This window comes from Cohnella baijiui (assembly GCF_020731285.1).
Lineage (GTDB): Bacteria > Bacillota > Bacilli > Paenibacillales > Paenibacillaceae > Cohnella.
Window position 1 is genome coordinate 228338 of record NZ_JAJFOW010000006.1, and the last position, 11769, is coordinate 240106.

Annotated in this window: 10 protein-coding genes; 1 reads left to right on the plus strand and 9 read right to left on the minus strand. The window is 61.7% G+C overall.

Going from position 1 to position 11769, the window contains the following annotated elements:
- Positions 1-13 precede the first annotated feature (13 nt).
- From LKX83_RS09375 to LKX83_RS09410, 8 genes are all read right to left on the minus strand, one after another.
- Positions 14-1240 (minus strand): anhydro-N-acetylmuramic acid kinase, encoded by a 1227-nt coding sequence (locus tag LKX83_RS09375; protein ID WP_227881910.1) that lies wholly within the window; start codon positions 1238-1240, stop codon positions 14-16.
- Position 1241: 1 nt separating this feature from the next.
- Positions 1242-2102 carry a carbohydrate ABC transporter permease gene (locus LKX83_RS09380; protein WP_227881911.1) on the minus strand — a complete coding sequence of 287 codons (861 nt, stop codon included), beginning with the start codon at positions 2100-2102 and terminating at the stop codon, positions 1242-1244.
- 21 nt (positions 2103-2123) lie between these two features.
- Positions 2124-3032, minus strand: coding sequence for a carbohydrate ABC transporter permease (locus LKX83_RS09385; protein ID WP_227881912.1), 909 nt, complete (start codon positions 3030-3032; stop codon positions 2124-2126).
- A 90-nt stretch (positions 3033-3122) separates the two neighbouring features.
- Positions 3123-4586 (minus strand): ABC transporter substrate-binding protein, encoded by a 1464-nt coding sequence (locus tag LKX83_RS09390; protein ID WP_227881913.1) that lies wholly within the window; start codon positions 4584-4586, stop codon positions 3123-3125.
- Positions 4587-4647: 61 nt separating this feature from the next.
- Positions 4648-5562 carry an N-acetylmuramic acid 6-phosphate etherase gene (gene murQ / locus LKX83_RS09395; protein WP_227881914.1) on the minus strand — a complete coding sequence of 305 codons (915 nt, stop codon included), beginning with the start codon at positions 5560-5562 and terminating at the stop codon, positions 4648-4650.
- A 210-nt stretch (positions 5563-5772) separates the two neighbouring features.
- Entirely contained in the window at positions 5773-6636 is an 864-nt protein-coding gene (locus LKX83_RS09400) for a MurR/RpiR family transcriptional regulator (protein WP_227881915.1), read from the minus strand.
- 171 nt (positions 6637-6807) lie between these two features.
- Positions 6808-7617, minus strand: coding sequence for a DUF2935 domain-containing protein (locus LKX83_RS09405; protein ID WP_227881948.1), 810 nt, complete (start codon positions 7615-7617; stop codon positions 6808-6810).
- Positions 7618-7785: 168 nt separating this feature from the next.
- Positions 7786-9015, minus strand: a complete 1230-nt coding sequence (locus LKX83_RS09410) for an aminopeptidase (RefSeq protein WP_227881916.1) — start codon at positions 9013-9015, stop codon at positions 7786-7788.
- 337 nt (positions 9016-9352) lie between these two features.
- Here LKX83_RS09410 and LKX83_RS09415 point away from each other — a divergent pair, with 337 nt between their 5' ends.
- Positions 9353-9691 carry a helix-turn-helix domain-containing protein gene (locus LKX83_RS09415; protein ID WP_227881917.1) on the plus strand — a complete coding sequence of 113 codons (339 nt, stop codon included), beginning with the start codon at positions 9353-9355 and terminating at the stop codon, positions 9689-9691.
- Positions 9692-9727: 36 nt separating this feature from the next.
- Here LKX83_RS09415 and LKX83_RS09420 read toward each other — a convergent pair whose 3' ends face one another.
- On the minus strand, positions 9728-11761 hold the full coding sequence (locus LKX83_RS09420; protein WP_227881918.1) for a sensor histidine kinase: 2034 nt from the start codon (positions 11759-11761) through the stop codon (positions 9728-9730).
- Between the last annotated feature and the right edge of the window lie 8 nt (positions 11762-11769).

The window sequence follows — 11769 nt, forward strand, 5'->3', positions numbered from 1 at the left end:
TTCCTTTACACACTTACGCCCGGTAGGCGTAGGAGATCTTGCCCAGCACCGCCGGCCGGCGCGCGCCCGTCACCGCGGGAAGATTGTTCGCCCGGCGATCGATCGCGTAGTCGGCCAGCAGGGCGAACGCGACGGCCTCCTTGGCGTCGCTGTGATGCCCTGCCTGCTCCTGCGTCTCCACCCGGACGCCCATCGGCTCCATCTCCGCCCGCAGCTCGCCGAGCAGCGTCGGATTGTAGCTCCCTCCGCCGCCGACGATCAGCAGCTCGGCCGGATGGCGGTCCCGGATCCAGCGGCGGTACGCGTCCCCGATCGACCAAGCCGTCAGCCGGGTGACGGTGGCCACGAGGTCGGCCGGCGGCAGCCCCCGCTCCTCGCGGTAGCGGAGCAGCTCCGCGACGTAGGCCGCGCCGAACCGCTCGCGCCCGGTCGACTTCGGCCACGGCAGCGCATAGTACGGCTCCTCGCGCAGCCGCTCGAGCAGCGTCTCGTCGACGCTCCCCCCCGCGGCGATCGCGCCGCCCGCGTCCATCGTCTGCCCCGGATACAGCGCCGAGACGACGCCGTCGATCAGCATGTTGCCGGGACCGGTGTCGAAGGCATACACCTCGTCCGGCCCGCAGCCGGCCGGGAGAACGGTCACATTGCCGATGCCGCCGATGTTCTGCAGCAGCAGCGTCCGGCGCTCCTCCCGGTACAGCAAGTACTCGGTGAACGGCACGAGCGGCGCGCCCTGACCGCCCTCGGCCATGTCGGCGGGGCGGAAGTCGCTGACGCAGTCGATGCCCGTGCGCGCGGCGATGACCGAGCCTTCCCCGATCTGCACCGTGTAGCCCAGGTCGTATCCGCCCGCCCGCTGCGGCTCCGGGGCGTGATAGATCGTCTGTCCGTGGGAGCCGATGACGGCGATCTCATCCGGCCGGAGGCCGGCGGTCTTGACGACGGACAGCGCCGCCGCGGCGTACAGCTCGCCGAGCCAAACGTTCAGCCTTCCAAGCCGATCCACGGTCGCTTGACCGGGCTCGAACAAGGCGAAGATCTCTTCTCTCGCCTCCGCCGGATAAGGCGTATTCTCAAACGCGACCAAACGAACTTGGGGACGACCGTCCGGCGTCCCCTCTCGAATGTCGACCAAAGCGGCGTCGATGCCGTCCACCGACGTGCCGGACATGAGGCCGATGGCGTAGCGGCGTCCCTGCGCCGCGGTCTGGGATGCAAGGTCCAGCATGGATTCGTTCATCTTATCCTTTCACAGCTCCTACCGTAACGCCTTCCAGAAAGTACTTCTGGAGGCTGAAAAATAGGACGAACATCGGCAAAGCCGAGATCGTCGCTCCGGCCATCATCGGCGAGAAATACGTCGTGTTGGCGAAGCGGAAATTTTTGAGTCCGACTTGAATCGTTTGCATATCCATCGTATTCGTCACGAGGAATGGCCAGAAAAACGTATTCCAGCTGTCCATAAAAGTCAGGATCGCCATCACGGCGAGCACCGTCTTCGACAGCGGCAAGACGATGCGAAAGTAGATTTGGAGCTGATTGCAGCCTTCCACCTTCGCGCATTCCAGAATTTCGCCGGGAATCGTCGACATGAACTGCTTGGCCAGAAAGATGTTGTACACGGTTACGACGCCGGGCAGGATCAAGGCGCCGTACGTGTTTTGAATTTGAAACGTGTTGACGATCAGAATGTACAACGGCACCTGCGTGACCTGATACGGAACCATCATGGCGACGAGCAGCATGCTGAAGAGAACCGACCGGCCTTTGAATCGGACGCGAGAGAAGGCGTACCCCGCCAAACTCGCGAACACCACGTTCGTAATCATGACGCTCGCGGCGACGATCGCCGAGTTGCCGATCCACCGGAGCGAATGCGGGCTGAAGTCCATGAAGAACTTGTAGGAAGCAAACGAAACTTTGTCCGGCCACAGCGAGTAGCTCATCGCGGCCGCTTCGACGGGATCCCCGAAGGAGGAGATGATCATGAAATAGATCGGAAACAGCGTCGCCGCGGCGAACAGCAGCAGCACGAGGACGATGGCCGCGTTGCGGACGGTTCGCGCGCTTCGCCGTCCGTTATGCTTGCGATACAGCGCCATACAGCGATCCTCTCCTCTCCGCTAGTATTCCACGTCTTTGCCGAGGAACTTGAACTGGAACATCGAGATGCCCGCGATGAGGAGCGCCAGGACGAGCGATTGGGCGGCCGCCTTGCCGTATTCGAAATACTTGAACGCGTTGTTGAAGATCAGCAAGCCGACCATCGTCGTCGCGTTGTCCGGACCGCCCCCGGTCATGAGGTAGGCGTTCTGGAACACCTGAAACGACCCGATGACCCCGGTGACGAGCAGAAACAGCGTCGTCGGCTTGAGGAACGGGATGACGATGTGCCAAAGCTTCTGCAGGAAGGTTGCCCCGTCCAGATCCGCGGCCTCGTAGTAGCTTTCGTCGACGCCCAGCAAGGCGGCGAGATAGATGATGATGCTGGCGCCGTGGCTGGACAGCCAAGCCATGATGACGAGCGAGAACATCGCGGTCCCGCTCGCGCCCAGCCAATTCTGGTTGGGCGCGCCGACGATCGAGATCAATCGGTTGAAGATGCCGGCAGGCAGCGGATCGAAGATCCACAGCCAAACGACCGACATCGCGACGCCCGAGGCGACGACGGGCAAATAATAGATCGCTTTGAACGTCGTCTGCAGCCGCTTCTTGAGCGGAAGGATCAGGATGGCGATCGCGAAGGACAGCGCGAGCGCGACCGGCACGGTGAGGATCGTGTAGACGATCGTATTCCGGATCGACTTCCAGAACAGCGGATCCCGGAACGTCGCCGAGTAATTGTCGAAGCCGACGTATTCGGAGCCGAGCGGCTTGTATTCCTGGAAGCTGATGAAGAAAGCGCTGATGACCGGATAGGCCGTGAACAGCGCGTATCCCAGTAAAGCGACGGCGATGAAGGCATACCCCCAAGCGCCGTCCCCTCTGATCCTGCGTTTCTTGCCGGAGCTGACCGTCTGCGTGATCGCCATGCCGACTCTCCCCTTCATCATTCAGGATCGCCAATTTCCCCGGGACGGACGGTCCGCATGCCACGCATGCGGCCGCCCGTTCGAAGAAACCTAGTCCTTCACGACGCCGTCTTCGCCGAACGTCTTGATCGCGGCGGCTTTGACCGCTTCGTACATGTCTTCGGGCTTGATCTCGTTCGCCAGCAGCGCCTGCATTTTCGGAATGATCACTTCGTCCTCGAGCTTGATCGACTTGGCGCCGAGCTCTACCGGGATGTCCGGCCGTGCCGGGGAAGCGTGGGACAACAGCGTCTCGACGGCGGCGACGTTGTCGGGATTGCGGTTCACGGTCATGCTTTCCGCCGCTTTGCGGCCGCTTTGCGTGATGTGCGCGGCGAACAATTCATTGTTCGTCGTCGCGGCGACCTGTCCGCTTGCCAGGAAGTAGGCGGCTTTGACGATGTTCGCTTTGTGCTCGGGCGTCGGTTCTTTTTTTCCGCGGAACGTGACGTAGCCGTCGACGACCGTGCTCGACATCGGCGGCTGCCCCAGGAAGGTCGGGACCGGCAGCACGATGTAATCGACCTTGATGCTTCCTTTGACAGCGCTGCCATCGTTCGCGTCGATCTTTTCGTTGTTCTTGTTGGCCGAATTCTCGAAGGTGGCTAGGCCTTTGCCAGTAATCATCGTCTGGCCGGTGAGGAACATGTTCCACCGCTTGCCGGCGTCGATCGAGCCGAGTTCCTTCGGCATGGAGCCGTCGTCGATCAGGAGGCGCACGTCCTTCAGCACTTCAAGGAAGTTTTTGCTCGTATAGGCGTATTTCAGATCGGTCGTAAAGGCGGACGGCATGCCGGCGTTTTTAATGAGGATGTTCAAATAGTCCCTGGACGTGACGCCGGAGTTGGCGAAGACGAAGCCGTATCGCTTGGTGACGTCGCCATCTTTGACGACACCTTTGTGGATCGCCTCGCGGAACTCGTCGAACGTCCAGCCTTCCTTCTGCACCTTTTTCCAGTCGATGCCCGCATCCTCGAGGAACTGCCGGTTGCCGCCGAGGGCGTGGACCTCCATGTACGCCGGGAATCCGTAGAGGCCTTCGCCTTTTTTCATATAGGCGATCGGAGCTTGGTCGAAGTCGTCGTACGTGTTGGAGTCGACGGCGTCCGTAATGTCCATCAGCATGCCTTGCTGCAAATATTTGGAGATGCCGTCCGAGCCGATGAATGCGATGTCGGGCGGGCTGCCCGCGTTCACCTGGGTGTCGAGCTTCTGGGTCATGTCCTCCCAGCTCGCCGGCTCGATCTTGAGCGTCAGGTTCGGATATTTGGCGTTAAAATCTTTGGAGATTTGTTCGAAACGATCCTGGAAGCCGGACGATACCGGGGGCAACAGCGCGGTGATCGTATCTTTGCCGCCGGAGCTTCCGGCATCCGCGCTCGCCGAGCCGGACGGGCTCTGCGACCCGCCGGGGCTTGCCCCGTTGTTTTTGTTGTTGGACGAGCAGGCGGCCAGCGCGGTCATCGAGACGGTTAAGGCCAATACGGACGCCAGTACTTGCGCTTTTCTGGTCATCGGACCCTTCCTCCTCCAAATATGGAAATGTTCCCGTTCCTACGGACGCTCGTCGCCGCGGCTACACGACCTTGGTGCCGGCGCGGATGGCGGCCTTCAGATTGCCTTCGAACCGCGCGAGCGTCCGCTCGGCTTCCTCGGCCTCCAGCCCCGTCTTGATCATCATGATCGCCAGCTTGCAGCTTGTGCCGGCCCGCTGCAGCATCGCAGCCGCCGTGTCCGCGTCGACGCCGGTCGCCGCGCGGATGATGCGCAGCGAGCGATCTTGCAGTTTGCGGTTGCTTGCCTTGAGATCTACCATCAAATTGTCGTACGTCTTGCCCAACTTCACCATCGTGCACGTCGTCAGCATGTTGAGCACCAGCTTCTGTGCCGTTCCGGCCTTCAGCCGGGTGGAGCCCATGATGACCTCCGGTCCGACGACCGGCGCGATGCAGATGTCGCACACCCGCTCCAGCTTCGACGGCTTGTTGTTCACGACGCCAATCGTCGCGGCGCCGAGCTCCGACGCCCGCTTCAGGCCCGCCACAACGAACGCGGCGCTGCCGCTTGCGGAGATGCCGATCACCGCATCCTTCTCCGTCACGCCGCATCGCTCGATGAGCGCGATCCCCTCCTCCTCGTCGTCTTCCGCTCCTTCGACCGCGAGGCGCAGAGCCGAATCTCCGCCCGCAATGTGACCTTGAATCTGCCACGGCTCGGTGCCGAACGTCGGCGGACATTCCGACGCGTCCAGCACGCCGATCCGGCCGGACGTCCCGGCGCCGATATAGAACATACGGCCCCCTTGCCTCAAGACGCGATGCAGGACGTCGACCGCCTTGCCGATCCGCGGGATCTCCGCGGCGACGGCGGCCGGCACCGAGGCGTCCTCCCGGTGAAGCAGCTGAAGCATCTCTTCGGTCGTGCACTCGTCGATCATCCGCGTGCCCTGGTGGATACCCTCCGTCGTCAACCCTGCATACTCATCGTTCATCGTCATTCTCCTACCCCGATTAGGATGTTGGTCAGGCTACCGACGAGGCGATCTTCATGCCCGTTTCTGAGGCTTATGTTAAGGGGAGCGCCCGGCGGCCGTCAATAGATTTTGAAATTTTATTTTGTTATGAAATTTTATAGTGAAATTTTATTACCATCATCCGACAAAGAAAGACGCCGTTCGTCAAAAACGGCGTCTTTGTACCTATTATTTGCGCTGTTTGCCCGCGAGAATGTCGTGCGTTTTCGTTAAGTATTTTTTCACATGCTGATATTCCGCGCTCGCGACACCAGCGAACAGGATGTCAATGACGGTTAGCATCGCGATGCGGGAGCCCATGGCTCCGCTCCGGATCGTCACTTCCGGGGTGGAAATGCTGAGTACGACGTCGGATCGGTCGGCCAGTTCGCTGCGGTTGTATTTGGTAATGGCGATTAGATGCGCGCCCTGCTTTTTGGCGATGTCCAGCGAATCGAGAACTTCGGTGGTCGCTCCGGAGTTCGAGACGAAGATCGCGACGTCTCCCTTGGCGAGCAGCGTGGCGGCCGTGAGCTGACTGTGCCCGTCCGTGTAGGCGTGGCACATCTTGTTGATGCGGGAGAACTTCATCTCCGCATCCCGGCAAACCAGTCCGGAAGCGCCGATTCCGAAGAAGACGATCCGGCTGCTGCCCCGCAGCAGACCGACGGCCCGGGTCACCTCTTCGCGGCTCAGAACGCTGAGCGTATCCTCGATCGATCGGCAATTGTTGCGCGAGATGTTGGCGATGACGACATCCAGGTCGTCGCCCGGCTGGATGTCCGTATATGAATCGCGGTGCTCTTCTTCCATCGAGCCTAGCGAGGCGGAGATGCTCACGATAAAGCTGCGATAGCCCGCGTAGCCCATCGTCTTGCAAAACCGGAGGACGGACGCGTCGCTCGTTTGGCTCAGCTTGGCCAGCCGTTTGATCGACAGGTGCGGAATTTCCTCCAGGTGGGCCAACACGCAGTCGGCGACCCTCCGCTCGACCGGCGTCAGACTGTCTCTTCGGTCCCGAATTTTGATCAGGATATGGTCATGAATCGCCATGTCGCTTCCCTACTCGCCGCTAAATTCTTGTGCCCTTTCGCTAATCCGGCACCCCTCCATCTTAAGCGCCCGAACGGCAATTGACAAGGGATCGTCCGCACCTCACGGCAAGGAACCCCATATTCCGCCGGTGCGGAATTGGGGTTCTTGGGCCGCCGCAGACGCCTCCGCTTACGCCTCGACGCGCGGATGCGTCGGGTCGCAGCCGGGATTCGGAACCGCGCCCGACTGCGCCAGCTTCAGCAAATAATAGCACTCTTCGCGGGCCATATGATCCGGCATGAGCGGACTGATGATGTCGAGCGCTTCCGCGTTCAGCTCCAGTTCTACCAGCTCGCTCAAGAACTTGCGAAACAGCGCCATTTCCAAGTCGACCTGACGGTGAAACCGCCGCAGCGCCGGAAAATCCTGCAGCTGCGCGCGGAGATACCCCGCCATTTCGATCGCCTTCAGATATAGCGCCTGAAAGTGCTTTTCGAAATCGACGCTCCGGCGGAGCAGGTCGGCTTCGACCCGGTCGAGTCCCATCGCGATCGCGCCGGCGTGGCCGTGCGCGTCCTGCAGCCAAAGCAGATCGTGATGGAGCGGATGATAGACCGGGACGGGACGGCCGGCGAGCAGCGCGTCCAGGATGCGGACATACTCTTCCAGCTCGTTCACCATGTGGCTGAAAAAGGTCGGCGGAAGCGAGCTTCGCAGGCGGCCTTCGAGCGAGCGCGCCAGCAGCTCGAGCTTGAAGCTCCGCAGCGCTTCCGTTTCCGCATGGGCCTCCCGGTTCAGCGCGGCGAGCCCTTCGCCTCCCGTCGTTTGCCGGGCGTCGGCGAGCAGCTTGTCGAACGCCTGCACGAACCGCTTCGCTTTTGCGATGTCGGCCGTTTCCGGCGGCGCGAGCGAATTCAGGATAAACCGGGCGTGATCTCCCAACACCTGCAGCCAAAATCGATGTTCGAACAGCGCCGCCGCTTCGCTGTCGGTTGCGATGCCCAAGGCGGATCCTCCTTTCGGACGTCACGGGACCGTCCGGCGCGGAGGACGGCGGCCGTGTCGCGTCTTGCGGATTCGTACCCGCGCTTCGCGGCGTACACCCTAACCTATGTACGAATGCCCGGGAGAATGCGCGGCTGGCGCTTCCGCTGCCGAAAAGGCCGGTCAGTCCGCCCAGTTGCCGGCCCGGAAGATCGGCACCGCGGTGCCGTCCGGCAGGATCCCGTCGATATCGAGCGCAGGTCCCCCGATCATGAAGTCGACATGCGTCAGACTGTCGTTGATGCCCCGCTCGCGGAGCTCCTCTTTGGACAGCGCGAGACCGCCTTGCAATGCGAACGGAAAGCCGAAGCCGATCGCCAGATGACAGGCAGCGTTTTCGTCAAACAGCGTGTTGTTGAAAATCAGATTCGAATCGGAAATGGGGGAACGGTGCGGGACCAGCGCCAGCTCGCCCAGGTAGTGCGAGCCTTCGTCCGTGCCGATCAGCTTCTCGAGCGCGTCGTAGCCTTGTTCGGCCGCGAAGTCCACGATGCGGCCCTCCTTGAACGTCAACCGGAAGCGGTCGATCAGCTTGCCGGCGTAACTGAGCGGCTTGCTGCTCGAGACGGTCCCATCGACCCGGTCGCGATGCGGCGAAGCGAACACTTCTTCCGTCGGCAGGTTGGGCGTGAACGGCGTGCCCCGCTCGTTTTGGTTGCTCGCGCTGTTCCATGTATGGTTTTCGGGCATGCCGATCGTCAGGTCCGTACCGGGTCCTTTGTAGCGCAGCGCGGCAAATTGACGTTCGTTCAGCCACCGGGCCCGCGCCTTCAAGGATTCGGTATGCTCCCGCCAACGCTGTACGGGGTCTGCCTCGTTCACGCGGGTCGCCGCGAAAATCGCTTCCCACAGCGCGTCCACCCGCTCGGCTGCCGGGAGCGCGGGGAACACCGTATCCGCCCAAGCTTGCGAAGGAACGGCTACGATCGACCAGGCCACCTTATTTTTGACCGTAAATTCGCGGAAGGGCTGAAGCGCCAGGGACGCCGACTTGTTCGACGCGGAGATGCGGCCGGAGTCGATCCCCTTCAGCAGGTCGGGGTTGTCCGCGAGCACCCAGAGGAAGGCTCCCCCCTCCTGCGCCATCTCGACACGCCCTTGGACGAGCCAGGACGGATAGCTCGAGAGCGCTTCTTCCGGCGCAAGCTCCAAGCGCGTCCGCGAGACGATCTCGTCGTTCCATTCGACATGAACGTAGCGCGCTCCGACTTCATAGGCGCGTCTGGCGACCAGCCGGACGTATTCGGCGGCCGTTACCGGCGCGAAGATGCACATCGTCTGCCCGGGCTGCAAATTGACGCCGACTTCGACGGCGAGTGCCGCGTAAGACTCCAATCGCTTATCCGATTTCATAGAAACGCCTCCTGCGAATAGATAGTTGTAAGTTTCGGTTATGTATCAAAGCTATTATACCTTTTCGTCCCCCCGCCAAGCCAGCCAAAGTGCCCCCTTCTCTCTCTCCGGTCTCTTGCCGGAAAGGCGCTTGTAGCGCCGTACCGCTAAGAAGCGCCGATCTCCCCGCAAAACGTCGGGTTTTCTCCGTTTCCGGCCGTTTTGATCGAGAAATCGCTTGCAAAAGCTTGACACGATACATTTTGTATCATAAATTAGGGATAGCCCCGTCAATGGACGCGATCCGAATGTCGCAGGAGCCGTTGAATTCTACTTTCGCCGCAAGGAGAATGTAAAAATGAACATGGGAGAACGCCTAAGAGAGCTGCGTCTTGCGCGCGGCATATCGCAGGAAGAAGTCGCTCGCCATATCGGCATCACTCGGTCTGCGTACAGCCATTACGAGATCAACAACCGCCAGCCCGTCTACGAGACGCTTATCAAGCTCGCGGATTTTTTCGACGTCTCCCTGGACTACATCATCGGCGGCAATCCGCCGAAGTACCGCGACTCCGCAGCGAACGCCGAAGATACCGAAATCCTTCGCCTTCTCCAAGATATGAATCGGGAGCAGCGCCAGCAGTCGATCGGCCTCCTCCAGGATCTCGTGCACAAGGACGCGGGCTCGCGGCGTTAGGATCTGCCCGTCCAGCACATCCCTAATCCCCCTTATTCATTTTTGCCGATGGATCGGCAGCGCGATGCGGAAACGTGCCCCGCCTTCTTCGCGATTTTCCGCCGAAATGCGCCCGCCATGCGTCTCCACGATCTCTCTCGCGATCGACAATCCCAGTCCGCTGCCGCCCGAGGACGAGCGGCGGGACTTGTCGTTTTGGTAGAATCGCTCGAACAAATGCGGCAGATCGCCGGGGCGAATGCCGCTCCCCGTATCCGAGACGACCAGAATCGCCTCGTCCCCCGAAGCGCTCGCGCCGAACGTCAGCCTGATCTCTCCGCCCGGCGGCGTATGACGCGTCGCATTGTAGATCAAGTTCGCGAACACGCGGTCCATGCGAAGCTCGTCGATCCGCACGGCCGCCTCGGAGAACCCTTCGCCCGCCTGCTCGCAGCGAAAGACGATCCCCTTCTCTCTCAGTTCCATCCCGTACTCGCTCTGCAGCCGGCTCAGCCAATCGGCAAGCCGGACGACGACGTAGCTCATCTGCGCGCGGCGAGCTTCGAGGAGAGACAGCTCGAACAAATCCTGGATCAGGCCGTTCAAGCCTTCGACCTTCTTCAGCATGGCCCGAATCGTCGCATCCCGCTGGGTCGGATCGCTGATGACGCCGTCTCTAAGCGCCTCCAGGTAACCCTGCAGCAGCGTCATCGGCGTTCGCAGATCGTGAGAGATGTTGCTGACCAACTGCCTGCGGGCTTGCTCCATGCGCACGATCTCTTCCGTCCGGGCCGAAATGCGCGCCTCCAGCAGGTTGTTCCACTCCTTCAGCTCCGTCGACAGCTGCTCCGCCCGGTTGAACGTCCGGGAAAACCGCATGGAAATGATGAAGGCGTTCATTGTGATAAGGAACAGCAGGCCGAACGACACCAGATCCGGCGATCGCCACCAGCCGTTGTAGAACAGCATGTCGTTGACGATCGTGGCCACGAGTCCCGCTACGCCGACAAGCGCCAGCTTCGCGCCTTCCCGCCGGCGGACGGCCGCAGTGACGACGCCCACGAGTGCACGGGCGCACAGCGCGAGAATAAAGAGCTGATAGACCGGCAAGATCGAGCTGAACCGGAGAACGGACAGCGACCACGTCGCACAAACGAGGACCAGCGCGACCGCGGCGGCGTACCTCACCCAGCGGCGGGCGATCTCGCGCGGGTACATCTGTTGAAAATAGGCGAACCCGAACAGCCCGGCCAGGACGAAGCATGTATATTCGATTTTACCCGAAGCCGTCCAAGTGAGGCTGGGCAAGGTATACATCAGGAAGCCCTCGCCGATGACGCTCATTCGCCCCGCGACGAACAGGCACAGCAAGGCAAAGTACAGGTTGGACAGCTCTCGCCGCCGCAGCGCGTACAAGCCCAGATGATAAATGCCGATCATGAGCAGGCAGCCGAGCACGACCATCTCGGTCGCTTCCTTGCGGAACTCGAGCCGGCTGATCTGCTCCGACGTGCCCAGCAGCAGCGAGGTGCGGATTCCGCCGGTGCGGTGATGATAGTTCGAGACGTCGAGGCGCAGCTCCGTCCGTTCGCCCGAGGGAGTGAAGTAGACGGTCGCGGGCAGCTGGTACGGCGTCGTATCGGCTTTGGTCCCGCCTGCTTCGCCGCGCCGGACCGCAGGCTTGCCGTCGACGTAAAGGAGATAGGCCGTCGAGATGTTCGGCAGCCGGATCGCGAGCGGCGTTTCGGGGGGTAGCCCCTTCAGCGTCAGCCGGTACTCGCCCGCCCCTCGCGCGTCGGGCCGCCCGTCGTCCTCCCCGCCTTCCCGCCAAGTCCCCGGTACCTGCAACAGCCTGTCCGCACCTGCCCCGGAAGGCGAACCGTAGACCGCGTAACGCCACTGCCCGTCCAACGGCACGACGCCGTCTCGGCCGAGCTGCCACTGCGTCAGATCGAGCAGGCCGCCGCGCGCGGCCGGAGGCGCCTCCTCGTCGTTCCCTCGCGCGCAGCCCCCGAGCAAGAAGCCGAGCAGCACGAAGACGGCCGCCAGGCTGGCGACCTCCTTGATCCGAATCCGATGAAGACCACGCATTCCTTTTC

What these genes read in the sequence shown, in the direction of transcription:
- LKX83_RS09375 (WP_227881910.1), bottom strand. Translation starts at nt 1,240, where the DNA reads ATGAACGAATCCATGCTGGACCTTGCATCCCAGACCGCGGCGCAGGGA.
- LKX83_RS09380 (WP_227881911.1), bottom strand. Translation starts at nt 2,102, where the DNA reads ATGGCGCTGTATCGCAAGCATAACGGACGGCGAAGCGCGCGAACCGTC.
- LKX83_RS09385 (WP_227881912.1), bottom strand. Translation starts at nt 3,032, where the DNA reads ATGGCGATCACGCAGACGGTCAGCTCCGGCAAGAAACGCAGGATCAGA.
- LKX83_RS09390 (WP_227881913.1), bottom strand. Translation starts at nt 4,586, where the DNA reads ATGACCAGAAAAGCGCAAGTACTGGCGTCCGTATTGGCCTTAACCGTC.
- murQ (WP_227881914.1), bottom strand. Translation starts at nt 5,562, where the DNA reads ATGAACGATGAGTATGCAGGGTTGACGACGGAGGGTATCCACCAGGGC.
- LKX83_RS09400 (WP_227881915.1), bottom strand. Translation starts at nt 6,636, where the DNA reads ATGGCGATTCATGACCATATCCTGATCAAAATTCGGGACCGAAGAGAC.
- LKX83_RS09410 (WP_227881916.1), bottom strand. Translation starts at nt 9,015, where the DNA reads ATGAAATCGGATAAGCGATTGGAGTCTTACGCGGCACTCGCCGTCGAA.
- LKX83_RS09415 (WP_227881917.1), top strand. Translation starts at nt 9,353, where the DNA reads ATGAACATGGGAGAACGCCTAAGAGAGCTGCGTCTTGCGCGCGGCATA.
- LKX83_RS09420 (WP_227881918.1), bottom strand. Translation starts at nt 11,761, where the DNA reads ATGCGTGGTCTTCATCGGATTCGGATCAAGGAGGTCGCCAGCCTGGCG.